The sequence below is a fragment of the Hydrogenophaga sp. genome (assembly GCF_050182545.1).
Taxonomy (GTDB): Bacteria; Pseudomonadota; Gammaproteobacteria; order Burkholderiales; family Burkholderiaceae_C; genus Hydrogenophaga.
Genome location: NZ_JBFXCD010000003.1, coordinates 77,962 through 100,783 on the forward strand (window position 1 = coordinate 77,962; position 22,822 = coordinate 100,783).

The 22,822-nt window shown below is 67.7% G+C and carries 22 protein-coding genes; 17 read left to right on the forward strand and 5 right to left on the reverse strand.

From position 1 onward, the window contains the following. Nucleotides 1-4: 4 nt before the first annotated feature. Both AB7P10_RS04215 and AB7P10_RS04220 read right to left on the reverse strand, forming a co-directional pair. Nucleotides 5-1,858: a feruloyl-CoA synthase gene (locus AB7P10_RS04215; protein ID WP_428292595.1), complete on the reverse strand. Its 1,854-nt coding sequence runs from the start codon at nucleotides 1,856-1,858 to the stop codon at nucleotides 5-7. Nucleotides 1,859-2,010: 152 nt separating this feature from the next. Next, a complete protein-coding gene (locus tag AB7P10_RS04220; protein WP_428292596.1) occupies nucleotides 2,011-2,799 on the reverse strand; it encodes a crotonase/enoyl-CoA hydratase family protein in 789 nt (262 codons plus the stop codon). A 161-nt stretch (nucleotides 2,800-2,960) separates the two neighbouring features. Here AB7P10_RS04220 and AB7P10_RS04225 point away from each other — a divergent pair, with 161 nt between their 5' ends. After that, entirely contained in the window at nucleotides 2,961-3,824 is an 864-nt protein-coding gene (locus AB7P10_RS04225) for an amidohydrolase family protein (RefSeq protein ID WP_428292597.1), read from the forward strand. Then, nucleotides 3,821-5,656 carry an AMP-binding protein gene (locus tag AB7P10_RS04230; RefSeq protein ID WP_428292598.1) on the forward strand — a complete coding sequence of 612 codons (1,836 nt, stop codon included), beginning with the start codon at nucleotides 3,821-3,823 and terminating at the stop codon, nucleotides 5,654-5,656. Before AB7P10_RS04225 ends, AB7P10_RS04230 begins: the two co-directional genes overlap by 4 nt. Before the next feature lie 13 nt (nucleotides 5,657-5,669). Here the strand turns inward: AB7P10_RS04230 and AB7P10_RS04235 are convergent, their stop codons facing one another. Then, the gene (locus tag AB7P10_RS04235; protein WP_428292599.1) at nucleotides 5,670-6,257 is read right to left on the reverse strand and encodes a 2-hydroxychromene-2-carboxylate isomerase; all 588 of its coding nucleotides are present in this window, start codon (nucleotides 6,255-6,257) and stop codon (nucleotides 5,670-5,672) included. Next, nucleotides 6,254-7,384 (reverse strand): 5-methyltetrahydropteroyltriglutamate--homocysteine S-methyltransferase, encoded by a 1,131-nt coding sequence (locus AB7P10_RS04240; RefSeq protein ID WP_428292600.1) that lies wholly within the window; start codon nucleotides 7,382-7,384, stop codon nucleotides 6,254-6,256. The genes AB7P10_RS04235 and AB7P10_RS04240 overlap by 4 nt, the downstream gene beginning before the upstream one ends. 142 nt (nucleotides 7,385-7,526) lie before the next feature. Here AB7P10_RS04240 and AB7P10_RS04245 point away from each other — a divergent pair, with 142 nt between their 5' ends. From AB7P10_RS04245 to AB7P10_RS04280, 8 genes are all read left to right on the forward strand, one after another. Further along, entirely contained in the window at nucleotides 7,527-8,636 is a 1,110-nt protein-coding gene (locus tag AB7P10_RS04245) for a Rieske 2Fe-2S domain-containing protein (RefSeq protein ID WP_428292601.1), read from the forward strand. 2 nt (nucleotides 8,637-8,638) lie between these two features. After that, nucleotides 8,639-9,421 carry a GntR family transcriptional regulator gene (locus AB7P10_RS04250; RefSeq protein ID WP_428292602.1) on the forward strand — a complete coding sequence of 261 codons (783 nt, stop codon included), beginning with the start codon at nucleotides 8,639-8,641 and terminating at the stop codon, nucleotides 9,419-9,421. 7 nt (nucleotides 9,422-9,428) lie between these two features. After that, nucleotides 9,429-10,415, forward strand: coding sequence for a PDR/VanB family oxidoreductase (locus tag AB7P10_RS04255; protein WP_428292603.1), 987 nt, complete (start codon nucleotides 9,429-9,431; stop codon nucleotides 10,413-10,415). 149 nt (nucleotides 10,416-10,564) lie between these two features. After that, entirely contained in the window at nucleotides 10,565-11,602 is a 1,038-nt protein-coding gene (locus AB7P10_RS04260) for a TRAP transporter substrate-binding protein (protein WP_428292604.1), read from the forward strand. Nucleotides 11,603-11,828: 226 nt separating this feature from the next. Next, nucleotides 11,829-12,350, forward strand: coding sequence for a TRAP transporter small permease (locus AB7P10_RS04265; protein WP_428292605.1), 522 nt, complete (start codon nucleotides 11,829-11,831; stop codon nucleotides 12,348-12,350). Then, nucleotides 12,350-13,666 (forward strand): TRAP transporter large permease, encoded by a 1,317-nt coding sequence (locus AB7P10_RS04270; RefSeq protein ID WP_428292606.1) that lies wholly within the window; start codon nucleotides 12,350-12,352, stop codon nucleotides 13,664-13,666. The genes AB7P10_RS04265 and AB7P10_RS04270 overlap by 1 nt, the downstream gene beginning before the upstream one ends. Before the next feature lie 118 nt (nucleotides 13,667-13,784). Further along, complete coding sequence (locus AB7P10_RS04275) at nucleotides 13,785-14,777, forward strand: Bug family tripartite tricarboxylate transporter substrate binding protein (RefSeq protein WP_428292607.1); 993 nt, start codon at nucleotides 13,785-13,787, stop codon at nucleotides 14,775-14,777. A 136-nt stretch (nucleotides 14,778-14,913) separates the two neighbouring features. Then, nucleotides 14,914-15,867, forward strand: coding sequence for an AEC family transporter (locus AB7P10_RS04280; RefSeq protein ID WP_428292608.1), 954 nt, complete (start codon nucleotides 14,914-14,916; stop codon nucleotides 15,865-15,867). Nucleotides 15,868-15,894: 27 nt separating this feature from the next. On the opposite strand, the gene AB7P10_RS04285 is transcribed toward AB7P10_RS04280, so the two are convergent. Further along, nucleotides 15,895-16,788, reverse strand: a complete 894-nt coding sequence (locus AB7P10_RS04285) for a LysR substrate-binding domain-containing protein (RefSeq protein WP_428292609.1) — start codon at nucleotides 16,786-16,788, stop codon at nucleotides 15,895-15,897. Between the two features lie 123 nt (nucleotides 16,789-16,911). Here AB7P10_RS04285 and AB7P10_RS04290 point away from each other — a divergent pair, with 123 nt between their 5' ends. From AB7P10_RS04290 to AB7P10_RS04320, 7 genes are all read left to right on the forward strand, one after another. Then, nucleotides 16,912-17,625 carry a substrate-binding domain-containing protein gene (locus tag AB7P10_RS04290; protein ID WP_428292610.1) on the forward strand — a complete coding sequence of 238 codons (714 nt, stop codon included), beginning with the start codon at nucleotides 16,912-16,914 and terminating at the stop codon, nucleotides 17,623-17,625. Between the two features lie 28 nt (nucleotides 17,626-17,653). Next, nucleotides 17,654-18,688 carry an amidohydrolase family protein gene (locus tag AB7P10_RS04295; RefSeq protein WP_428292611.1) on the forward strand — a complete coding sequence of 345 codons (1,035 nt, stop codon included), beginning with the start codon at nucleotides 17,654-17,656 and terminating at the stop codon, nucleotides 18,686-18,688. Nucleotides 18,689-18,773: 85 nt separating this feature from the next. Then, nucleotides 18,774-19,457: a 4-carboxy-4-hydroxy-2-oxoadipate aldolase/oxaloacetate decarboxylase gene (gene ligK, locus AB7P10_RS04300; protein WP_428292612.1), complete on the forward strand. Its 684-nt coding sequence runs from the start codon at nucleotides 18,774-18,776 to the stop codon at nucleotides 19,455-19,457. Nucleotides 19,458-19,466: 9 nt separating this feature from the next. Further along, nucleotides 19,467-20,402 (forward strand): amidohydrolase family protein, encoded by a 936-nt coding sequence (locus AB7P10_RS04305; RefSeq protein WP_428292613.1) that lies wholly within the window; start codon nucleotides 19,467-19,469, stop codon nucleotides 20,400-20,402. A gap of 85 nt (nucleotides 20,403-20,487) precedes the next feature. Continuing rightward, a complete protein-coding gene (ligA, locus tag AB7P10_RS04310; RefSeq protein ID WP_428292614.1) occupies nucleotides 20,488-20,928 on the forward strand; it encodes a protocatechuate 4,5-dioxygenase subunit alpha in 441 nt (146 codons plus the stop codon). A gap of 2 nt (nucleotides 20,929-20,930) precedes the next feature. Beyond that, nucleotides 20,931-21,797 carry a class III extradiol dioxygenase subunit beta gene (locus AB7P10_RS04315; protein WP_428292615.1) on the forward strand — a complete coding sequence of 289 codons (867 nt, stop codon included), beginning with the start codon at nucleotides 20,931-20,933 and terminating at the stop codon, nucleotides 21,795-21,797. Between the two features lie 60 nt (nucleotides 21,798-21,857). Then, nucleotides 21,858-22,820 (forward strand): Gfo/Idh/MocA family oxidoreductase, encoded by a 963-nt coding sequence (locus AB7P10_RS04320; RefSeq protein WP_428292616.1) that lies wholly within the window; start codon nucleotides 21,858-21,860, stop codon nucleotides 22,818-22,820. The last annotated feature ends 2 nt before the right edge of the window (nucleotides 22,821-22,822 follow it).

The window sequence follows — 22,822 nt, forward strand, 5'->3', positions numbered from 1 at the left end:
GTCTCTACTGGGGTTTCAGAATCGCGTGCAGCGTGCCGTCGTGCAGCTGCGCCACGGTCTCGGCGCGGTGCGTGAGCACGGCGCGCTGGTTGATCGAGCCCTTGTCGGTGATCTCGCCGCGGTCGATGGTGGGCGGGTCGGCCAGCAGGCACAGGCGCGCGATGCGGCTGGCGCTGCCGGTGGCGGCTTTGGCCAGCTCGTTGACCACGCCCTGGAAGTGCGCGAGCACCGGCGCGGCATTCAGCACCTCGTGCATGGGCGCGTCGGCGCCCAGGCCGCTGAGCGCGCGCACCGCCGGCGTGGGGAACACCATGGCGCCGACTTCCTTCATGTTCAGGCCGGTGAGCACCACGTCCTGGATGTAGGGCGCGCCGGCGGCGATGACCTTGGCGCGCAACGGCCCGACGCTCACGAAGGTGCCGGTGGCGAGCTTGAAGTCCTCGGCGATGCGGCCATCGAACTTCAGGCCCTGGTGGATGTCGGTCTCGTCGATCCACTTCACCGCATCGCCGGTCTTGAAGAAGCCTTCCTCGTCGAACGAGTCGGCCGTCTCGGCCGGCATGCGCCAGTAGCCCGGCGTGATATTCGGGCCCTTGTAGCGCACCTCGGTCTTGCCGTCGATGTCCACCAGCTTGAGCTCCAGCCCCGGCGTGGGCAGGCCCAGGTCGCCGGCCTTCACGTTCGGGCTGGTCACGAAGATGCCGAAGGGGCTGGACTCGGTCATGCCCAGGCCGGTGCCCATCACGATGCGCTCGCCGATCTCGGCCTCCTGCGCGGCGTGCAGGGCGTCCCACACGGGTTGCGCCAGCGCGGCGCCGGCGTAGAAGAACATCCGCACGCGCGAGAGCAGGGTCTTGCGCAGCGCGGCGTCGGTCTTCATCGCGTTGGCAATGGCTTCGAAGCCGGTGGGCACGTTGAAGTACACCGTGGGCGCAATCTCGCGCAGGTTGCGCAGCGTCTCGCCCATGAGCGCGGGCGTGGGCTTGCCGTCGTCGATGTAGAGCGTGCCGCCATGGAACAGCACCATGCCGAAGTTGTGGTTGCCGCCGAAGGTGTGGTTCCAGGGCAGCCAGTCGACCAGCACCAGCGGGGTCTCTGCCAGCACCGGCATGGACTCGCTCATCTGCTGCTGGTTGGCGCACCACATGCGCTGCGTGTTGATCACGGCCTTGGGCATCTTGGTCGAGCCCGAGGTGAACAGGAACTTGACGATGGTGTCCGGCCCGGTGGCGGCCATCGCGGCATCGACCGCCGGTGTGGGTTCGGTGGCCAGCAGCGCCGCGAACGAGGTGGTGGCGCGCCCGGGCACCGTGCCCTCGGTGGCGACCAGTTCCACGTCCTCGGCCACGGTGGCCAGCATCGCGCGGGCGTAGCGGTTCGCGTCGCTGGCGAACACCAGGCCGGGTGTGAGCGTCTTGACCACGTGGTGCAGCTTGTCGAAGTCCTGGCTGACCAGCGAGTAGGGCGGCGAGGTCGGGCAGTAGGCGACGCCGGCATACACGCAACCCAGCGCCAGCAGCGCATGTTCGAGGTCGTTCTCGCTCAGGATCAGCACCGGGCGCTCGGCCGAGAGGCCGCGGTTCAACAGGCCCTGGCCAATGCGCCGCGCGGCATCGAGCGCCTGCGCGAACGTGATGTGCCGCCACTCGCCGGTGCTGCCGTCCGCGTTCTTCACGCGGCGGGCGAACAGCGTCTGGTCGGGGCGGGTCTTCGCCCAGTGCACCAGGCGGTCGGTCATGCGCTGCGGGAAGGCGGGCAGGTCCTGCGCGGCGCGCAGGTAGTGCACACCGGGCGCGCCGTCGCGCAGATGGGCACGGGTGACGCCGAATGTCAGGAGGCGGTATTTGGCTGCTGTCATGTTGTCTCTGTCCGTGTTGTCGTGATCGGTTCGAAAACGGCTCTCATCGGCGCGCGTGTCTTCATCCGGAGATGCCGCGGAACTGGCTTTGCCAGGCCGCAGGCATCGCCCCCTGGGGGTGGACGCCGAAGGCGGCGCGGGGGGAGCAACGTTCAATCGCGTTTGACCTTGTCCGCGCGGCCTTCGAGGAAGGCGCGCACGCGCTCCTTGGCTTCGGGCGCGTTCTGCACGATCGCGGCCATGAGTGCCTCGGTGAAGAAGCCGTGGTCGGCCGGTTGTTCGGCGATGCGCGGCAGCGCGTGCATCAGCGCGTAGTTGGTCAGCGGGGCATTGCCCGCGATGCGCGTGGCCAGCTCCATGGCCTTTTCGAAGGCGGTGCCCTGCGGCACGAGGTACTGGGTCAGTCCGATGCGCTCGCCTTCATCGGCCTTGTAGACACGACCGGTGAGCATCATGTCGGTCATGCGCGCGGCGCCGATCAGCTTGGGAATGCGCACCGAGCCGCCACCGCCGACGAAGATGCCGCGCGAGCCCTCGGGCAGGGCGAAGAAGGCCGATTCGTCGGCCACGCGGATGTGGCAGGCGCTTGCGAGTTCCAGCCCGCCACCCACCACCGCGCCGTGCAGCGCGGCGATGACCGGCACCGGGCCGGACTGCACGCATTCGAGCGCGGCGTGCCACATACGCGAGTGGTGCAGGCCTTCGCCGGCGTCGCGCTCGCTCAGCTCGGACAGGTCCAGGCCGGCGCAGAAATGGTCGCCCGAACCGTGGATCACGGCGGCGCGAACGCCATGCGGCATGCCCTGGAAGATGTCGCGCAGGGCGAGGATGAGGCCGTCGTTGAGCGCGTTGCGCTTGGCGGGCCGGTTCAGCGTGATCACGGCGACTTCGGAGGACTCCCCTTGCAGGTTCAGGCTGATGTCGGTGGAATGGATGGGCATGGCGGTTCTCGGCTGTGCTTCGGGACGATCGGATTCCCGTGCTTGTTGGATACCGCCATTATTGTTATAAACAATAACCAAAACAAGCGCGCCGGCCGGCAGCCGGCTACGTGTTTACCCTAGGGTGCTCTGCACAACCCCCGCCCCATCCGGAGACAGACATGGACCACCAGAACCTCATCGCCATCGACATCCACACCCACGCCGAGGTGAGCTGCCGCAACCCCTTTGACAACTACGGCGAGGAGTACGACCGCGCGGCCGACAAGTACTTCGGCAGCAACCGCCGGCCCACGATTGCGGAGACCATCGCCTACTACCGCGAGCGCAAGATCGGCCTGGTGATGTTCACCGTGGACAGCGAGTCGCAACTGGGCCGCCGCCGCATCCCGAACGAGGAAATCGCCCAGGCCGCGCGCGAGAACAGCGACATGATGATCGCCTTCGCCAGCATCGATCCGCACAAGGGCAAGATGGGCGCGCGCGAGGCCGAGCGGCTGATCGCGGAAGAGGGCGTCAAGGGTTTCAAGTTCCACCCCACGGTGCAGGGCTACCACCCCTACGACAAGATGGCCTGGCCGATCTACGAGGTGATCAACGCGCACAAGCTGCCGACGATCTTCCACACCGGCCACAGCGGCATCGGCTCGGGCATGCGCTGCGGCGGTGGCCTGCGGCTGGAGTACAGCAACCCGATGCACCTGGACGACGTGGCCATCAGTTTCCCGGACATGCAGATCGTCATGGCGCACCCGAGCTTCCCCTGGCAGGACGAGGCGTTGAGCGTGGCCACGCACAAACCCAACGTGTGGATCGACCTCAGCGGCTGGAGCCCGAAGTACTTTCCCAAACAGCTGGTGCAGTACGCCAACACGTTGCTCAAGGACCGCATCCTCTTCGGCAGCGACTACCCGCTGATCACGCCCGAGCGCTGGATGAAGGACTTCGAGGTCGCCGGCTTCAAGCCCGAGGTGATGCCCGGCATCCTCAAGGGCAATGCCGTTCGCCTGCTGGGTCTCGCATGAAGGCGTTCGCCTCGCTGGCCGACATCGAGGCGCTGGAGCGGCGCCCCCTGGCCGAGGTGGCGCCGCAGCGCACGCCCTATGGCCTGATCCGCACCGCCGCCGAGCGCTTCGGCGATCGCGAGGCCTTCACCTTCCTGCGCGACGCGGACCTGGCCAGCACGCCGCGGCGCATGAGCTACCGCGAACTGCTGGCCGGCATCCACCGCGCCGCCAACGCCTTTCGCGCGCTCGGCATCGGCCCGGACGACAGCGTGGCGCTGCTCGCGCCCAACACGCCCGAAGCCCATGCGGTGCTGTGGGGCGCCCAGCTCGCGGGGCGCGTGTGCCCGATCAACGTGCTGCTGCAACCCGACCACATTGCCGCGCTGATGCAGGCGGCCAACGCGAAGCTGCTGGTCGCGCTCGGCCCGAACGCCGAACTGGCGGTGTGGCCCACCGCGCTGAAGGTGCAGCAGCACCACGCATGCGCGCTGGTGCCGATCACGGTGGATGAAGCCGTGCCCGGCCTGGCCTCGCTGCAGGAGCTGATGGCCGCGCAGCCCGACACGCTCGGCTTCGAGCCCGACCTGAACCCCGACCGCGTCGTGGCGCTGTTCCACACCGGCGGCACCACCGGCGCGCCCAAGCTGGCGCAGCACACCGCGGGCAACGAGGCGCACACGGCCTGGTTCGCGCACGCCTACTATGGCTGCGACGAACACAGCGTCGAGGTGAATGGTTTTCCCCTCTTTCACGTGGCGGGTGCCTTCGTCTATGGCCTGGCCTTGCTGGCCATCGGTGCGCGCCAGGTGCTGCCCACGCTCGGCGGCATGCGCAACACCGGCTTCGTGCAGCGCTACTGGCGCTTCTGCGAGCGCGAAGGCGTGACCCACCTCGCCTGCGTGCCCACCGTGCTGGCCAGCCTGCTGGGCGTGCCGGTGGACGCCGACATCTCGCGCATCCGCGCCGCCTACACGGGTGGTTCGCCGCTGCCGGCCGAGCTGGCGCAGCGCTTCGAGGCCGTCACCGGCATCCCCGTGCGCAACATCCTGGGCATGACCGAATGCGCCGGCCTGGTGAGCATCGAGCCGCTGCACGCGCCGCGCGTGCCGGGCTCGGCCGGCTGGCGCCTGCCGTTCACCGAGGCGCATGCCGTGCCCTGGCGCGATGGCGAAGCGAAGCTGGACGAACGCTGCGCGCCCGGAGAGACCGGCGTGGTGGTGCTGCGCGGCCCGCACATGAGCCCGGGCTACCTGGACGCGACGCGCAACGCCGGCATGTTCGAGCAGGGCTGGATCGTCTCGGGCGACCTCGGCCACCTCGACGCCGAAGGCCGCGTGCACCTCACAGGCCGCGCCAAGGACGTGATCATCCGTGGTTCGCACAACATCGATCCGGGCCTGGTCGAGGACGCGTTCCTGGCGCACCCGGCGGTGGCCCAGTGCGCGGTGGTGGCCGAGCCCGATGCCTACGCCGGTGAAGTGCCGGCCGCCTTCGTGGTGCTGCGCAGCGGTGAAGCCATCGATGGCGATGCCTTGCTGCGCGCGGTGGCGCCGCAGGTCTACGAGCGGCCCGCCGTGCCCAGACGCGTGGTCGTCGTCGACGCGCTGCCGCTCACGGCCATCGGCAAGGTGTTCAAGCCGGCACTGCGGCTGCGCGCGATCGAGCTCAGGCTCACCGATCTGGCGCGCGAGCTCGCGCCCGGGCGCCCGGTGCGGGTCAGCGCGGTCGACGACGGCGGGCGCCAGCGCGCCACCGTGCGGTTTGGGGGCGAGGCCGATGAAGCGCTGGCCGATCAACTGAAGGCGGCGCTGGCGGCCATTGCCGTGCCGACCGAGGTGCGCTTCGGCTGAGACGGGGCGCGGCTTACCAGCCGCCGCGCGCCAGCCAGCGTTCGGCCTGCTCCAGTTTGTCCACGCCCCAGAACGGCTCGCCGTCGATGACCAGCGTGGGCGAGCCGAAGATGCCCGCGGCGATGGAGGCGTCGATTTCCGCTCGCAGCAGCAGCGCGGCTTCTTCACTGGCGGCGGCCTGCGCAACCTCGGCGCCCACCACGGGTTCGAGCGAGGCCGGCGTGGACAGGTCCTGTCCCTCGCCCCAGCAGGCGCCGTAGAGCGCGTGCGTCACGGCAGCGGCGCGGTCGGGGCAATGCCGGTTGACCCAGGCCAGCGCGCGGCCGCAGGCCAGCGGGTGCATCACCGCGTCGCGCGGCTGGCGCTTCATGGGCACGCCGTGCTCGCGCGCATGGCGCAGCACGTCGCGTTCCACATAGTCGCCCTTGAGCGGCGTGTCCATCAGCGGCTTGAGTCCCATCACCTTGAGCACCGCCACGCCGAGCAGCATGGGGTGCCAGGCCACCGTCCTTCCGTGGCGCGCGGCGAGGTCTTCGACGCGCAGGGAGGCGAAGTAGCCGTAGGGCGAGATGAAGTCGAAGTGGAAGTGGAGCGGCTTCACCCCCAGACTTCCCGCGCCGTCTCCACCACCAGCGCGAGCTTGCGGCGCTGGTCTTCCACCGCGATGTTGTTGCCGTGCACCGTGGAGGAGAAGCCGCACTGCGGCGACAGGCACATCTGGTCGAGCGGCGCGTACTTCGCGGCTTCCTCGATGCGGCGCTTGAGCGCGTCCTTGCTCTCGAGCTGGCCGAACTTGGTCGTCACCAGGCCCAGCACCACGACCTTGTCTTTCGACAGGTAGCGCAAGGGCCGGAAGTCGCCCGAGCGGTCGTCGTCGTATTCGAGGAAGAAGGCGTCGAGCTTCATCTCGGCCAGCAGCGCCTCGGCCACCGGTTCGTAGTTGCCGGCCGCCGCGTGCGTGCTCTTGAAGTTGCCGCGGCACAGGTGCATGGCCAGCGTCATGCCGGCGGGCTTGTGCGCCACCACCTTGTTGATGAAGTTGGCGTAGCGGTGCGGCAGTTCGTTGGGGTCGTCGCCACGCTGGCGCGCCGCTTCGCGCATGCGCTCGTCGCACAGGTAGGCCATGTTGGTGTCGTCCATCTGCACGTAGGTGCAGCCCGCGTCGGCCAGGCTCTGCAGTTCGTCGCCATAGGCCTTGGCCACGTCGTCGTAGAACACCGGGTCGAGCTCGGGGTAGGCCTCTTTGCTGATGCCGGCGCGCCCGCCGCGGAAATGCAGCATGGTGGGCGAGGGAATGGTCACCTTGGGCGTGAGGCCGGGCTTGCCCAGCGCTTCCACCTGCGCCTTGAGGTACTGGAAGTCGGCGAGCTGGATGTTCTTCGCGTGGCGCACCTTGTCGATCACGCGGATCACGGGCGGCGCGAGTTCTTCGGTGCCGTCGGGCTTGCGGATGGTGACCGGGATGTCGGTCTTGACGCCACCGAGCTGTTCCAGGAAGTCGATGTGGAAATAGGTGCGGCGGAACTCGCCGTCGGTGATGGATTGCAGGCCCACGTCGGCCTGGAACTTCACGATCTCGGTGATGGCGCGGTCTTCCACCTTGCGCAGCTGTTCGGCACTGATGCTCTTCTGGTTGAAGAACTGGTCGCGCGCTTCGAGCAGGTAGGCCGGTCGCAGAAAGCTGCCGACGTGGTCGGCACGAAATGGGGGATGGGCGCGCAAGCTCATGGAAAGTCCTGTGGTGGATGGTCTGAAAAGAGCGGGAGTGCGCACTTTGCCAGCCTTTCATGAATACATGAACCTATGGAAAACCCCAATATTTGGTCGAATTCGCTTGAAAAAGCCATGTTTCTGTATACATTGCGTATCCATGAACACGACGCCCTTCCATTTCCCGCTCAACGCCTGGTACGCCGCCGCCTACGACGTGGAGGTGGGCCGCAGCCTGCTCGCGCGCACGATCTGCAACCAGAAGCTGGTGCTGTACCGCCAGACCGACGGTACGGCGGTGGCGCTGGAAGACGCCTGCTGGCACCGCCTGCTGCCGCTGTCCATGGGGCGGCTCGAAGGCGACGAACTCGTCTGCGGCTACCACGGGCTGGTGTTCAACGCCGAAGGCCGCTGCACCCACATGCCGAGCCAGGAGACGCTCAACCCCTCGGCCTGCGTGCGCGCGTTTCCGGTGGTCGAGAGGCACCGCTTCCTCTGGATCTGGCCGGGCGATCCGGCGCTGGCCGATCCGGCGCTGGTGCCCGACCTGCACTGGAACCATGACCCCGCATGGGCCGGCGACGGCAAGATGATCCGCGTGCAGTGCGACTACCGCCTGGTGGTGGACAACCTCATGGACCTCACGCACGAGACCTTCGTGCATGGCAGCAGCATCGGCAACCGTGCCGTGGCCGAGGCCCCGTTCGTGGCCACGCACGGCGAGCGCACCGCCACCGTCACGCGCTGGATGGAGAACATCGAGGCGCCGCCGTTCTGGGCCGGGCAGATCCAGCACGCGCGGGGCTACACCGGCCCGGTGGACCGCTGGCAGATCATCCGCTTCGAGGCGCCGTGCACGGTGACCATCGACGTGGGCGTGGCGCCCGCGGGCAGCGGAGCGGTGCCGCGTGGCGACGACCCCGGCGACCGCGGCCAGGGCGTCAACGGCTACGTGCTCAACACCATCACGCCAGAGACCGGCAACACCTGCTTGTACTTCTGGGCCTTCGCGCGCAACTACTGCCTGGACGAGCAGCGCCTCACGCACCAGCTTCGCGAGGGCGTGGCCACCATCTTCCGCGAGGACGAGTTCGTGCTCGAGGCGCAGCAGAAGGCGATTGAGGAGCACCCGGACCACAAGTTCTACAACCTCAACATCGATGCCGGCGCCATGTGGGCGCGCCGCCTGATCGATCGCATGGTGGACGCCGAGCGCAGCGACGCGCCGGGCGCGGGACCGACCGTGATCCCGATCCGGCGGGCGGGCTGAACATGGCCGCCGTCACGTCCAGTGCGCTGGAAGCCACGCGCCCAGAAGCCGGCGCCGAAAGTGCCCAGGTGCGCGCGCTGCTGCAACTGCGCGAACTCATCCTCTCGGGCGAATTGCCAGGCGGCTCGCGCATCGCCGAACTGGCCATCGTCGAACGCCTGGGTGTCTCGCGCACGCCGATCCGCGCCGCGCTGATGCGGCTGGAGCAGGAAGGCCTGCTCGAAGCCCTGCCCAATGGCGGTTACGTGGTGCAGACCTTCTCCGAGCGCGACATCGCCGACGCGATCGAACTGCGCGGCACGCTCGAAGGCCTGCTCGCGCGCCTGGCGGCCGAGCGCGGCGCGCCCGGCGTGGTGCTGGGCGAGGCGCGCCGCTGCCTCAACCGCATCGACGAAGTGCTGGCCGCGCCCGCGCTCAACGACGACGGCTTCTCCGACTACGTCGCGCTCAACAGCGAATTCCACGCGCTGGTCTGGGAGATGGCCGACAGCCCGACCATCCTGCGCCAGCTGGAGAAGGTGCTGAGCCTGCCGTTTGCCTCGCCCTCGGGCTTTGTCGTGATGCAGGCGCATTCCCAGCGCGCGCGCGACATGCTAGTGGTGGCGCAGGACCAGCACCGCCAGGTGCTCGAGGCCATCGAGCAGCGCGAAGGCTCGCGCGCCGAGGCCATCATGCGCGAGCACTCGCGCCTGGCACAGCGCAACCTGCGCGAGGTGCTCTCGGGCCATGCCACGGTGCACGCGCCATCGAGCATGCCCGCCATCAAACTGATTCGACGCCGTTGAGACCGACATGAAGAGCAATTCGAACTGGCAATCCGCGCGCATCCACGCCCTGCGCGACCTCACCCCCACCGTGCGTGAATTCGTCATCGCGCCGATCGAAGGCGCAGCCGAGCGCTGGGCGCCCGGCGCCCACCTGCTGGTGCAGGTGATCCTGGGCGGGCGGCCGCAGACGCGCTCCTACTCGCTGGTGGGCCTGCCGGGCGAGGTGCCGGGCTACCGCATCGCGGTCAAGCGGCTGGACGACGGCCACGGCGGCTCGCGCGCCATGTGGCAACTGGCCGTGGGCGACGCCATCGAGATCGGCGCACCGCAGAACCACTTTCCGCTCGGGCTGCTGGCGCCGGCCACGCTGCTGGTGGCCGGGGGCATCGGCATCACGCCCATGGTGTCCATGGCGCAGGCGCTGGTGCGCCGCGGCCAGCCGGTGCGCCTGCTTTATGCCGCGCGCAGCGAGGCCGAGCTGGCGTATGGCGAGTCGCTGCGCGCGCTGCTGGGCGACGACCTGGTGGCCCGCGTCTCGGAGCGCGGCGAGCGCCTGGACCTGGCGGGCGAGGTCGCCGCGTTGCCGCCCAGCGCGCAGGCGTATGTGTGCGGGCCGGCCGGCCTGCTGGACGCGCTGCGCGGCCTGTGGGCGGCCGCCGGGCGGCCAATGCCCAGCCTGCGTTTTGAAACCTTCGGCAGCGGCGGGCGTCTGCCCAGCGCCGGATTCCGGGTGGAGGTGCCGCGCCACAAAGCCCGGCTGGAGGTGCGCCCGGACCAGGCGCTGATCGATGCGCTCGAAGACGCGGGCATCGAGGTGATGAGCGATTGCCGCCGGGGCGAATGTGGCCTGTGCGCCATGGATGTGCTGGCGCTGGACGGCGAGATCGACCACCGCGACGTGTTCCTGAGTGCGCACGAAAAGCGGGAGAACCGCCGCATCTGCGCCTGCGTGTCCCGTGTGGTGGGCCACATCACGCTGGACACGGCCTGGCGCCCCGAGACAGTTTCATAATATAACGGCATAACTGAAAGTGGGTTATTTGGCTGGCTGAGAGGCCGGTGGACATGCACAGTGTGGGTTTCATCGAGTTCAAGCCCTGCCGGACCGGAGTGCGCCCACACGCTCCCGGCCCGGTGCATCACAACGGAACGGAGACAACCATGACTATCTTCAAACGCCGCACCGCCTTGCTGGCCCTGGGCGCCGTGGCGGCTGCCACGGTGGCCGGGCAGGCCATGGCCCAGCAGGTCACCCTGCGCCTGCACCAGATGCTGCCGCCACAGGCCACCATCCCCGCGCGGGCCATCGTGCCCTGGGCGCAGAAGGTGGAAGCCGAGTCGGGCGGGAAGATCAAGGTGCAGCTGTTCCACGCCATGCAACTCGGTGGCGCACCGCCGCAGCTGTTCGACCAGGCCCGTGACGGCGTGGTCGACATCACCTGGACGGTGCTGGGTTACACCCCGGGCCGCTTCAACAAGGCCGAGGTGTTCGAGCTGCCTTTCATGAGCGGCTCGGCCGAGGCGTCTTCCCGCGCGTTCCAGGAGTACGTGGAGAAGAACGCCGCCGACGAGTTCAAGGACGTCAAGCTGCTCGCGGTGCACACCCACGGCCCCGGCCTGTTCCACACCAAGACGCCGGTGACCGGGCTGGAGAGCCTGCGTGGCATGAAGATCCGCGGTGGTTCCCGCATCATCAACAACATGCTGGTCAAGCTCGGCGCCACCCCGGTGGGCATGCCCGTGCCGGCCGTGACCGAAGCCCTGTCCAAGGGCGTGATCGATGGCACCACGATCCCTTGGGAGGTGACGCCCGCGCTCAAGGTGAGCGAACTGGTTAAGAACCACACCACCTTTGCCGGTTCGACGGGCCTGTACACGCAGACCTTCGCGTTCTCGATGAACAAGGGCTCCTACGAGAAGCTGCCGGCGGACCTGAAGAAGGTGATCGACGCCAACTCGGGCATCGAGACCGCGGCCCTGTTCGGCCGCGCGATGGACGAGGGGGACAAGGCCGGCCGGGCCATTGCCGAGAAGGCGGGCAACAACATCATCGCGCTCGACGCGGCCGAGACGCAGCGCTGGCGCCGCACCGCCGCCACGGTGGAGACCGACTGGGTCAACGAAATGAAGGGCAAGAACATCGATGGCGCCAAGCTGGCGTCGGAGGCCCGTGCCCTGATCGCGAAGTACAGCAAGTGATTCCTTGCGCGCTCGCAAGGCCGCCCTCCGGGGCGGTTTTTTTTAGGGAGTGCTGTTCGGTGCAGGATGTTCGATATTCAACATGGGTAAAGTCATTTACGTATAAGAAATGATGCGCTATATTGCTCGGCTTTCGTTCCTGAGGCTAGGCGAGCAGGCGCATCTGATGGCGGACAATCGCCCCCCAGGGGCAGGCAGACACTTCTCGACGATGAAAGAGCGCTGAATGATTGGATTCATCTACCGGTTGGCCAAATGGTCGGCCATCCTGGGCGGCATCACCCTGTGTGCGCTGACCCTCATGATCGTGGTGAGCGTGACCGGACGCGCGCTCATCGGCGTGGGACTCGGCCCGGTGCCCGGCGATTTCGAACTGGTCGAGGTCGGTACCGCCATCGCGGTGTTCTTCTTCCTGCCCTGGTGCTACCTGCGCGGTGGCCACGCCACGGTGGACCTGCTTTACATGCACCTGCCGGCGTGGGCGCAAAGGGCGGTCGTGATCGTCAGCGACCTGCTGATGCTCGCGGTGTGGCTGGTGCTGACCTGGAAGCTCTGGGAAGGCATGCTGGAGAAGCGCCAGTACCTGGAGACCACCTTCATCCTGCAGATGCCGATCTGGTGGGCCTATGCCCTGTGCATGGTGGGTGCCGTGATCGGCTGCCTGAGCTACATCGCCAAGACGGCCGCCCAGCTCGGGCTGGCCAGGGAGCCCGCGGGCTGGACCGTTGAATCGACTGGGGGACATTGATGTCAGGTATCGAACTCGCGGCCTGGTCGTTCCCGGTCCTGCTGCTGCTGATCTTCATCCGCATCCCCATCGGGCTGGCCATGCTGCTGTGCGGCCTGGGCGGCGCCTGGGTGATCTATGGCAGCGCCGACCCCATCCTCAACCAGCTCAAGCAGGTGACCTACAGCACCTTCTCGAACTACAACCTCTCGGTCATTCCGCTGTTCCTGCTGATGGGACAGTTCGCCGCGCTCGGTGGACTCTCGCAGGCGCTGTTCAAGGCGGCCGAGGCCTGGATCGGGCACCGCAAGGGCGGTGTGGCGATGGCGGCGGTGGGTGCCTGCGCCGGTTTCGGCGCGATCTGCGGCTCCTCGCTGGCGACCGCCGCCACCATGGGCCAGGTGGCCCTGCCCGAACTCAAGCGAGCGGGCTACGCCGGCGGCATCTCCACCGCGGCGCTCGCCGCGGGCGGCACGCTGGGCATCCTGATCCCGCCTTCCGTGGTGCTGGTGATCTACGCCATCCTGACCGAACAGAACATTGCCAAGCTGTTCCTCGCCGCCTTCGTGCCGGGCATCCTCGCGGCCGTGGGCTACATGATCGTGATCGCGATCTACGCGCGCCTCAAGCCGCATGAAGTGGGCTCCATGCCGCCCATGCCGATGAAGGAGCGCTGGAGCGCCACCGCCAAGGTGTGGCCGGTGCTGGTGATCTTCGTGACCGTGGTGGGGGGCATTTACACCGGTCTGTTCACGCCGACCGAGGGTGCGGCCATCGGCGCCTTTGGCACCGGTCTGGCGGCCTGGTTCGCCGGAGGGCTCAACCGCAAGACGCTGCTGGGTGCGGTGCTGGGCACGGCCATGGCCACCGGCATGATCTTCATGATCGTGCTCGGCGCCGGGCTCTACAACACCTTCCTGGCCTTGTCGCAGCTGCCACAGGAGACGGCGCAGCTGGTGGCGGGCTCAGGCCTGAACCCCTGGCTGGTGCTGGTGGGCATCCTGGTGATCTACGTGGTCCTGGGTTGTTTCATGGACTCGCTGTCCATGATCTTGCTGACCATTCCCGTGTTCTTCCCCATCGTGACCGTGCTGGACTTCGGCCTCTCGCCCGAGGAGTTCGCGATCTGGTTCGGCATCCTGGTGCTGATCGTGGTGGAGGTCGGACTCATCACGCCGCCGGTGGGCATGAACCTGTTCGTCATCAACTCCATGGCCAAGGACATTCCGATCATGCACACCTACCGTGCGGTGCTGCCCTTTGTGGCCAGCGACATGATCCGCACCGCCATCCTGGTGGCGTTCCCGGCCATCACACTGTTCCTTTTGAGAATCTGACCGGCTCAGCTATCTCATGCCGCTATAACTGAAAGGGCCTGCAAGGCATTGCGGGCCCTTTTGCATGGGACTACAGTCTGCGCTCCCTGATTGCTTCCGACCCATCCCGAGGAGACCCATGAACAAGCCCATCCTGACCCCGCGCCGCGCTTTGCTGGGCGTGGCCCTGTCCCTGGCCGCGCTGGCCGCCGTGCCGGCCCATGCACAGACTTCGACGTTCCCATCCAAGGGTCTGCGCATCGTGGTGCCGTTCGGCCCGGGTGGCGTCGGTGACCTCACCGCGCGCATCGTGGCTGACAAGCTCTCCAGCCAGCTCGGCCAGGCGGTGGTGGTGGAGAACCGCCCCGGTGCCGGTGGCGTGGTGGCGGCCGACTCGGTGGTGCGCTCCGAACCCGATGGCCACACCATGTTCCTGATGTCCAACGGCACGGCCGTCACCGCCGGCCTGTTCAAGAGCCTGCCGTTCGACACCGTCAAGGATTTCACCCCGGTGTCCACCCTGGGCTATTTCGACATCGTGGTGGTGGTGCCCGCCGATTCGCCGCACAAGTCCCTGCCCGAGTTGATCGCGTTCGCCAAGGCCAACCCCGGCAAGCTCAACGTGGGCAGCATCAACATCGGCAGCACGCAGAACCTGGCGGCCGAGCTGTTCAAGAGCACGGCCGGCATCGACGCGCAGGTCGTGCCCTTCAATGGAACGCCCGCGCTGGTGGGCGCCATCCGCGGCAAGCAGGTCGACGTGGCGGTCGAGATCCTCTCGCCCATGCTCACGCACATCAAGGCCGGCGCCTTGCGCGCGCTGGCCGTCACCGGCGAGAAGCGCTCCATCGTGCTGCCCGACGTGCCGACCGCCGTCGAATCGGGCGTGAAGGATTTCATCGCATCGTCGTGGAACGCCCTGGCCGTGCCGTCGAAGACGCCGCGCCCTGCGGTGGACCGCCTGCAGCGCGAAATCGCCACCGCGCTGGCCGACGGCGGCGTGCGCGAGAAGCTGCGCAACCTGAACATCGACGCGCGCTCGAGCACGCCCGAACAGACCGCCGCGCTGCTGGCGTCCGACATCAAGCGCTGGAGCGGCGTGATCGAGCGCGCCGGGATTCCGAAGCAGTAAGCACCCCCCGCCACGCTGCGCGGGTCCCCCCTCGAAGGGGGGCGCACCCTGGGACCGGCGCAGCCGGATCCTCGGGTGCCCTGGAAGGTCCGCGCGCGCCGGACCTTTTTTCGTTTCTCCAGTTCGGGGCGATCTCTTGCTCGACATCCTGGCCATCACCGGGCCGATCTATCTGTGCATCGCGCTGGGTTTCGCCAGCGTGCGCTGGCGCGTGTTCTCGCCGGCCGACATGCGGGTGCTGGGCAGCTTCGTGATCCAGATCGCGCTGCCCGCGCTGTTGTTCAACGCGCTGGCCTCGCGCCCGCTGGCCGAGGTGTGGCAACCCGGCTACCTGCTGGCTTACGGTGCCGGTTCGATGGCGCTGTTGCTGACCAGCCTGTGGGTGGCGCACCGCCTGCAGCGCCGCGGGCTGAGCGAGAGCGCCTACATGGCCATGGGCATGAGCTGCTGCAACAGCGGCTACGTGGGCTACCCGGTGCTGCTGCTCGCGGTCGGCCCGCTGGCCGGCGTGGCGCTGGCCATGAACCTGTTGGTGGAAAACCTGCTCAAGCTGCCCCTGCTCATGACGCTGGCCGACGTGGGGGCATCGGGCGCGGCGCGCCTGTCGTGGAAAGACGCGCTGCGCCAGACGCTGGGCCGCCTGGCGCGCAACCCGATGATCATCGCCATCGTGCTGGGGTTCGGCGTCGCCCTGACCGGATGGCAACTCCCCGCCGTGCTCGCGCGCACCGTCAACCTGTTCGGCGCGGCCAGCGGCGGCCTGGCGCTGTTCATCATCGGCGGCTCGCTGGTGGGCCTGCAGGTGCGGGGCCTGCGGCGCCAGGTGGCACAGGTGGCCACGGGCAAGCTGCTGCTGCACCCGGCGGCGGTGTGGGTGGCTGTCAGCGTGCTGCCCCTGCTGGGCCTGCCCGCGCTGGACGGCGAACTGCGCGTGGCCGCCGTGCTGGCCGCCGCCATGCCGATGCTGGGCATCTACCCACTGCTGGCGCAGCGCCATGGTTTCGAGGGATTCACCGCCGCGTCCCTGCTGGCCACGACCGTGGCCTCTTTCTTCACCCTCAGCGCCATCCTCTGGATGCTGAAGGGATAGCCGCCCGCCGCGATGCGCGGCAGGGGCTCAGTTCAACACCTGTCGTATCAGGTCCAGCGCCGCCTGCTGCGTGAGCGTGGCCGGTCGCTGCGAGCTGGTGGCCAGGCACAGGCGGGTGCGCAGCGGCGGCTCGCTCACCGGCCGCATGCGGTAGGCCGAGGGCCGGATCGAACTGGCCACGGCGTTGCGCGAGAGCAGGGCCGCGCCCGCGCCATCGGCCACCAGGTCGAGGATGGCCGAGACCCCGTCGATCTCCAGGGCCACGTTGAGCCGGCAGCCGATGTTGGCCATCTCGGTCTCCACGTGCATGCGGATCGCGTTGGGCCGGCTCGGAATCACCAGCGGCAGGGCGGCCACCTCGCGCAAGGGAATGGCCGCGGGAGGCGGGTCTTCGGGCAGGCCTGGGGGGCGCAGCTCCACCAGCATCAGTTCCTCGTCCTTCATCGGCAGGATGTCCAGATCGGGCGAGGGCTGCGCGTTGTAGAGCACGGCGATGTCCAGCCGGCCGGTGGTGAGCCACTCCTGCATCGCGACCGACAGCCCCTCGCTGATCGACAGGCTGGCCTGCGGCAGGTGCTGGCGGAAGGCCCGCGTCAGCGGCACCGTGAGCACACGCGCCAGGCTGGGCGGCAGGCCGATGGCCACACGCCCGGCGAGCGCGCCGCGCACGCGGCCCAGCTCCTCGCGCGCGCGCTCCACCTGGTGCAGGATGCCGCGCCCGTGCGCCAGCAGCAGCTTGCCCGCTTCGGTGGGCGTGGCGCCGCGGCCGTTGCGCACCAGCAGGTTCTGTCGCAGTTCCACTTCGAGCAGGCGCACCTGGCGCGAGAGCGCAGGTTGCGCCACGTTGAGCGCGGTGGCCGCGCGCGTGAAGCTGCCGAGTTCGGCCACGCGCACGAAGTATTCGAGTTGTTTCAGATCCATCGAAGAGCCCGGGTGGAATCCATGATCATAGTTATGTAATTTTGTTCTAGCTGCTAGCGGTGGCTGCAGCTTTTCTAGAGGGGTGGCGAGGTCCACAATGCCAAGTTCATCACGCATCCGACCATGAACACCGAGACAACCCCCACCCTCCGAGGCATTTCGTCCATGGCCACCCGCCAGGTGCTGAGCGAGCTGGGTGAGGCCTTTGGGCAGCGCGCGGGCTGTGCGGTGGCGATCGAGTCGGTCGGTGGCGTCGATGCCGCGAAGCGCGTGGCCGCGGGCGAGACCTTCGATCTGGTGGTGCTGGGCTCGGACGCGATCGACAAGCTGATCGCTGCCGGCCACCTGCGTGCGGGCAGCCGCGTCGACATCGTGCGCTCCAGCGTGGCGATCGCCGTGCGCGCGGGCGCGCCGGTGCCCAACATCGGTTCGGACGACGCGCTCAGGCGCACCGTGCTGACCGCGCGCAACATCAGCTATTCCACCGGTCCCAGCGGTGTGGCGCTGGCGGCGCTGTTCGAGCGCTGGGGCATTGCCGACGCGGTGCGCGAACGCACCGTGCAGGCGCCGCCCGGTGTGCCGGTGGGCACGCTGGTGGCGCGCGGTGAGGTCGAACTCGGCTTCCAGCAGCTCAGCGAGCTGATCCATGTCGAAGGCATCACACTGGTCGGCGGCATGCCGCCCGGGGTCGAGATCACCACCATCTTTTCCGCCGGCGTGCCGGTGGGGGTGGCGGCCGGTTCCCCTCGGGACGCCCAGGTGCGCGCCCTGCTGAATTTCATGACATCGCCCGAGGCGGAGGCGGCCAAGCGCCGCCAGGGCATGGAACCCGCCTGACCATTTCAAGAAAACCACCGGAGACCTCATGAGCCTCATCATCGATTGCCATGGCCACTACACCACCGCCCCCAAGGCGCTGGAGGCCTGGCGCAACCAGCAGATCGCCGGCATCAAGGACCCGGCGCAGATGCCCAGAGTGGCCGATCTGAAGATCAGCGACGACGAGCTGCGCGAGTCCATCGAGACCAACCAGCTCAGGCTGATGAAGGAGCGCGGCAGCGACATCACGCTGTTCTCGCCGCGAGCGAGCTTCATGGCCCACCACATCGGCGACTTCAACGTCTCCAGCACCTGGGCCGCCATCTGCAACGAACTCTGCTACCGCGTCTCCACGCTGTTCCCCGACCACTTCGTGCCCGTGGCCATGCTGCCGCAGAGCCCCGGCGTGGACCCGGCGACCTGCGTTCCGGAACTGGAAAAGTGCGTCAAGGAATACGGCGCGGTCGGCATCAACCTCAACCCCGATCCGTCGGGCGGCCACTGGACCAGCCCGCCGCTGACCGACCGGCACTGGTACCCCATCTACGAAAAGATGGTTGAGTACGACCTGCCGGCCATGATCCACGTGAGCACGAGCTGCAACGCCTGCTTCCACACCACCGGTGCGCACTACCTCAACGCCGACACCACCGCCTTCATGCAGCTGATCCAGGGCGATCTGTTCAAGGACTTCCCCACGCTGAGGTTCCTCATTCCCCACGGCGGCGGTGCCGTGCCCTACCACTGGGGGCGCTTCCGCGGCCTGGCGCAGGAGATGAAGAAACCGCTGCTGGACACGCACCTGATGAACAACGTGTTCTTCGACACCTGCGTCTACCACCAGCCCGGCATCGACCTGCTCAACACCGTGATCCCGGTGAAGAACGTGCTGTTCGCCAGCGAGATGATCGGCGCGGTGCGCGGCATCGACCCGACCACCGGCCACTACTACGACGACACCAAGCGCTACATCGAGGCCTCGAAGATCCTGAGTGCGGACGACAAGCACCAGATCTACGAAGGCAATGTGCGCCGCGTGTTCCCGCGCCTGGATGCGCGCCTCAAATCCAAAGGAAAGTAATGGCCCCCCACGCTCTTCACTTTGTGTATTCGCTGCCCCCCATGGGGGCTATCGCCTCCTTGAGGCGGCTCATCGGAGGCTGAACATGTACGAACTGGGCGTCGTCTACCGCAACATCCACCGCGCCGACCGCGCGGCCGCCGACGGCCTGGCCGCGCTGGGCTCTGCCACGGTGCACGAGGCCATGGGCCGCGTGGGCCTGCTCAAGCCCTACATGCGCCCGATCTATCCCGGCCAGCAGGTCAGCGGCACCGCCGTCACCGTGCTGCTGCAGCCGGGGGACAACTGGATGATGCACGTGGCGGCCGAGCAGATCCAGCCGGGTGACATCGTGGTGGCGGCCGTCACGGCCGAGTGCACCGATGGCTACTTTGGCGACCTGCTGGCCACCAGCTTCCAGGCCCGTGGCGCGCGCGCCCTGGTCATCGACGCCGGCGTGCGCGACGTCAGGGAGCTGCAGAAGATGGGCTTCCCGGTGTGGAGCAAGGCGATCAGCAGCAAGGGCACGATCAAGGCCACGCTGGGGTCGGTGAACATCCCTATCGTCTGCGCCGGCATGCTGGTCACGCCGGGCGACGTGATCGTGGCCGACGACGACGGCGTGGTCTGCGTGCCCGCCGCGCGCGCCGCCGCCACGCTCGACGCCGCGCGCAAGCGCGAGAGCTTCGAGGGCGAGAAGCGCGCCAAGCTGGCCAGCGGCGTGCTGGGGCTGGACATGTACAAGATGCGCGAGCCGCTGGCTGCCGCGGGCCTCAAGTACATCGACTGAGATCAACGCATGAGCAAACCAACTTCCGGTGGATTCACCAAGACCGACACCTGGCTCGACTGGTACGACGGCCCGAGCAAGCCGCGCTTCCAGCTGCCCCCCGGCAGCGTGGACGCGCACTGCCACGTGTTCGGACCAGGCGCCGAATTTCCCTATGCGCCCGAGCGCAAGTACACGCCCTGCGACGCGAGCAAGGCACAGCTGTTTGCGCTGCGCGACCACCTGGGCTTCTCGCGCAACGTGGTGGTGCAGGCCACCTGCCACGGGGCGGACAACAGCGCGATGGTCGATGCCTGCGTCGCCAGCGGCGGCAGGGCGCGTGGCGTGGCCACGGTCAAACGCAGCGTGAGCGATGAAGAACTGCAGCGCCTGCACGCCGCCGGTGTGCGAGGCGTGCGCTTCAACTTCGTCAAGCGCCTGGTGGACTTCACGCCCAAGGAGGAATTGCTGGAGATCGCGTCCCGCATCCACAAGCTGGGCTGGCACGTGGTCATCTACTTCGAGGCGGTGGACCTGCCCGAGTTGTGGGACTTCTTCACCGCGCTGCCCACCACCGTGGTGGTGGACCACATGGGCACGCCCGACGTGAGCAAGCCGGCGGACGGCCCCGAGTTCGAGCTGTTCCTGAAGTTCATGCGCGAGCACCCCAACGTGTGGAGCAAGGTGACCTGCCCCGAGCGACTCTCCGTCACCGGCCCCAGCGCCCTCGATGGCGAGCGGGCCGCCTACCAGGACGTGGTGCCCTTCGCCCGCCGCGTGGTTGACGAGTTCCCCGACCGCGTGATCTGGGGCACCGACTGGCCACACCCCAACCTCAGGAAGCACATGCCCGACGACGGCCTGCTGGTCGACTTCATCCCGCAGATCGCGCCCACGGCCGAGCTGCAGAAGAAGCTGCTGGTGGACAACCCCATGCGCCTTTACTGGCCGGAGGAAAATCAATGAACCCCCACGCTCTTCACTTCGTGTATTCGCTGCCCCCCCAGGGGGCGCATGCCGCCCTTGAGGCGGCTCGGCGGGAGGCATAACCATGGCACTCGACAAACCCTACCTGGACGTGCCCGGCACGACCATCTTCGACGCCGAGCAGAGCCGCAAGGGCTACTGGCTCAACCAGTTCTGCATGAGCCTGATGAAGGCCGAGAACCGCGAGCGCTTCAAGAAGGACGAGCGCGCGTATCTCGACGAATGGGCCATGACGGAAGAACAGAAGCAGGCCGTGCTCGCGCGCGACCTGAACTGGTGCATCCGCCTGGGCGGCAACATCTACTTCCTGGCCAAGATCGGCGCGACCGACGGCAAGAGCTTCCAGCAAATGGCGGGCTCCATGACCGGCATGACGGAAGAGGAATACCGCAACATGATGGTCGCCGGTGGCCGCTCGGCCCAGGGCAACCGCGTGGTCGGTGAAGACGGCGACGCCCAGGCACACCGCCAACCGCAAGGCTCCGCAGGCCGGAAAGTGAACTGAACATGGCACGCATCACCGCATCCGTCTACACCTCGCACGTGCCCGCCATCGGCGCCGCGCTCGACCTCGGCAAGACGCAGGAGCCTTACTGGCAGCCCGTGTTCCAGGGCTACGAGTTCGGCAAGCAGTGGATGAAGGACCACAAGCCCGACGTGATCTTCCTGGTCTACAACGACCACGCCACGGCCTTCAGCCTGGACATCATCCCGACCTTCGCCATCGGCACGGCGGCGGAGTATCAGCCGGCCGACGAAGGCTGGGGACCGCGTCCGGTGCCGGTGGTGAAGGGCCACCCGGAGCTGGCCTCGCACATCGCGCAATCGGTGATCCAGCAGGACTTCGACCTCACCATCGTCAACAAGATGGACGTGGACCACGGCCTGACCGTGCCGCTGTCGCTGATGTGCGGCCAGCAGGACCCCGTGAAGGGCGCCTGGCCCTGCCCGGTGATCCCGTTCGCGGTGAACGTCGTGCAGTACCCGGTGCCCAGCGGGCGGCGCTGCTACAACCTGGGCAAGGCCATTGCCAAAGCCGTGGCGAGCTATGACGAGGACATCAACGTGCACATCTGGGGCACGGGCGGCATGAGCCACCAGCTGCAGGGCCCGCGCGCGGGGCTGATCAACAAGGACTTCGACAACGACTTCCTCGACAAATTGGTCAACGACCCCGAGGCCGCCGCCAGCATTCCGCACATCGACTACGTGCGCGAGGCGGGCAGTGAAGGCATCGAACTCGTGATGTGGCTGATCGCGCGCGGCGCGATGGCCGATGCGGCCGGCGGCCCACGCCCGAAGGCCGTGCAACGCTTCTACCATGTGCCCGCGTCGAACACGGCGGTGGGCCACCTGATTCTGGAAAACCAATAACCTTGCGGGACAGACCGCCGCCGCCAAGCGGCAAGCTCTGTCCCCAACTGGAGTAAAGACATGAGCAAAACCATCAAAGTGGCGCTGGCTGGCGCCGGCGCCTTCGGCATCAAGCACCTGGACGGCATCAGGAACATCGACGGCGTGGAAGTGATTTCGCTGATCAGCCGCGACCTGGAGAAGACGAGGGAAGTGGCCGCCCAGTACGGCATCGGCCACGTCACCACCGATCTGTCCGAATCGCTCGCGCTCAAGGAGCTGGACGCCGTCATCCTCTGCACGCCCACGCAGATGCACGCCGAGCAGACGATGGCCTGCCTCAAGGCCGGCAAGCACGTGCAGGTGGAGATTCCCCTGGCCGACAGCCTCAAGGGCGCGCAGGACGTGGTGGCGCTGCAGAAGCAGACCGGCCTGGTCGCCATGTGCGGCCACACGCGCCGCTTCAACCCCAGCCACCAGTACGTGCACAAGGAAATCCAGGCCGGCAAGTTCAACATCCAGCAGATGGACGTGCAGACCTACTTCTTCCGCCGCACCAATACCAATGCGCTGGGCCAGCCGCGCAGCTGGACCGACCACCTGCTGTGGCACCATGCCGCGCACACGGTGGACCTGTTCGCCTACCAGGCCAACAGCCCCATCGTGCAGGCCAACGCCATCCAGGGCCCGATCCACCCGGTGCTGGGCATCGCCATGGACATGAGCATCCAGCTCAAGGCCGCCAGCGGCGCGATCTGCACGCTCTCGCTCTCGTTCAACAACGACGGCCCGCTCGGGACCTTCTTTCGCTACATCGGCGACACCGCGACCTACATCGCGCGCTACGACGACCTGTTCAACGGCAAGGAAGAGAAGATCGACGTGTCGAAGGTGGACGTGAGCATGAACGGCATCGAGCTGCAGGACCGCGAGTTCTTTGCTGCCATCCAGGAAGGCCGCGAGCCCAATTCCAGCGTGGCGCGCGTGTTTGCCTGCTACGAAGTGCTGCACCAGCTGGAACAGCAGCTCAACGCGAACAGCTGAAC

What these genes read in the sequence shown, in the direction of transcription:
- AB7P10_RS04215 (WP_428292595.1), bottom strand. Translation starts at nt 1,858, where the DNA reads ATGACAGCAGCCAAATACCGCCTCCTGACATTCGGCGTCACCCGTGCC.
- AB7P10_RS04220 (WP_428292596.1), bottom strand. Translation starts at nt 2,799, where the DNA reads ATGCCCATCCATTCCACCGACATCAGCCTGAACCTGCAAGGGGAGTCC.
- AB7P10_RS04225 (WP_428292597.1), top strand. Translation starts at nt 2,961, where the DNA reads ATGGACCACCAGAACCTCATCGCCATCGACATCCACACCCACGCCGAG.
- AB7P10_RS04230 (WP_428292598.1), top strand. Translation starts at nt 3,821, where the DNA reads ATGAAGGCGTTCGCCTCGCTGGCCGACATCGAGGCGCTGGAGCGGCGC.
- AB7P10_RS04240 (WP_428292600.1), bottom strand. Translation starts at nt 7,384, where the DNA reads ATGAGCTTGCGCGCCCATCCCCCATTTCGTGCCGACCACGTCGGCAGC.
- AB7P10_RS04245 (WP_428292601.1), top strand. Translation starts at nt 7,527, where the DNA reads ATGAACACGACGCCCTTCCATTTCCCGCTCAACGCCTGGTACGCCGCC.
- AB7P10_RS04250 (WP_428292602.1), top strand. Translation starts at nt 8,639, where the DNA reads ATGGCCGCCGTCACGTCCAGTGCGCTGGAAGCCACGCGCCCAGAAGCC.
- AB7P10_RS04255 (WP_428292603.1), top strand. Translation starts at nt 9,429, where the DNA reads ATGAAGAGCAATTCGAACTGGCAATCCGCGCGCATCCACGCCCTGCGC.
- AB7P10_RS04260 (WP_428292604.1), top strand. Translation starts at nt 10,565, where the DNA reads ATGACTATCTTCAAACGCCGCACCGCCTTGCTGGCCCTGGGCGCCGTG.
- AB7P10_RS04265 (WP_428292605.1), top strand. Translation starts at nt 11,829, where the DNA reads ATGATTGGATTCATCTACCGGTTGGCCAAATGGTCGGCCATCCTGGGC.
- AB7P10_RS04270 (WP_428292606.1), top strand. Translation starts at nt 12,350, where the DNA reads ATGTCAGGTATCGAACTCGCGGCCTGGTCGTTCCCGGTCCTGCTGCTG.
- AB7P10_RS04275 (WP_428292607.1), top strand. Translation starts at nt 13,785, where the DNA reads ATGAACAAGCCCATCCTGACCCCGCGCCGCGCTTTGCTGGGCGTGGCC.
- AB7P10_RS04285 (WP_428292609.1), bottom strand. Translation starts at nt 16,788, where the DNA reads ATGGATCTGAAACAACTCGAATACTTCGTGCGCGTGGCCGAACTCGGC.
- AB7P10_RS04290 (WP_428292610.1), top strand. Translation starts at nt 16,912, where the DNA reads ATGAACACCGAGACAACCCCCACCCTCCGAGGCATTTCGTCCATGGCC.
- AB7P10_RS04295 (WP_428292611.1), top strand. Translation starts at nt 17,654, where the DNA reads ATGAGCCTCATCATCGATTGCCATGGCCACTACACCACCGCCCCCAAG.
- ligK (WP_428292612.1), top strand. Translation starts at nt 18,774, where the DNA reads ATGTACGAACTGGGCGTCGTCTACCGCAACATCCACCGCGCCGACCGC.
- AB7P10_RS04305 (WP_428292613.1), top strand. Translation starts at nt 19,467, where the DNA reads ATGAGCAAACCAACTTCCGGTGGATTCACCAAGACCGACACCTGGCTC.
- ligA (WP_428292614.1), top strand. Translation starts at nt 20,488, where the DNA reads ATGGCACTCGACAAACCCTACCTGGACGTGCCCGGCACGACCATCTTC.
- AB7P10_RS04315 (WP_428292615.1), top strand. Translation starts at nt 20,931, where the DNA reads ATGGCACGCATCACCGCATCCGTCTACACCTCGCACGTGCCCGCCATC.
- AB7P10_RS04320 (WP_428292616.1), top strand. Translation starts at nt 21,858, where the DNA reads ATGAGCAAAACCATCAAAGTGGCGCTGGCTGGCGCCGGCGCCTTCGGC.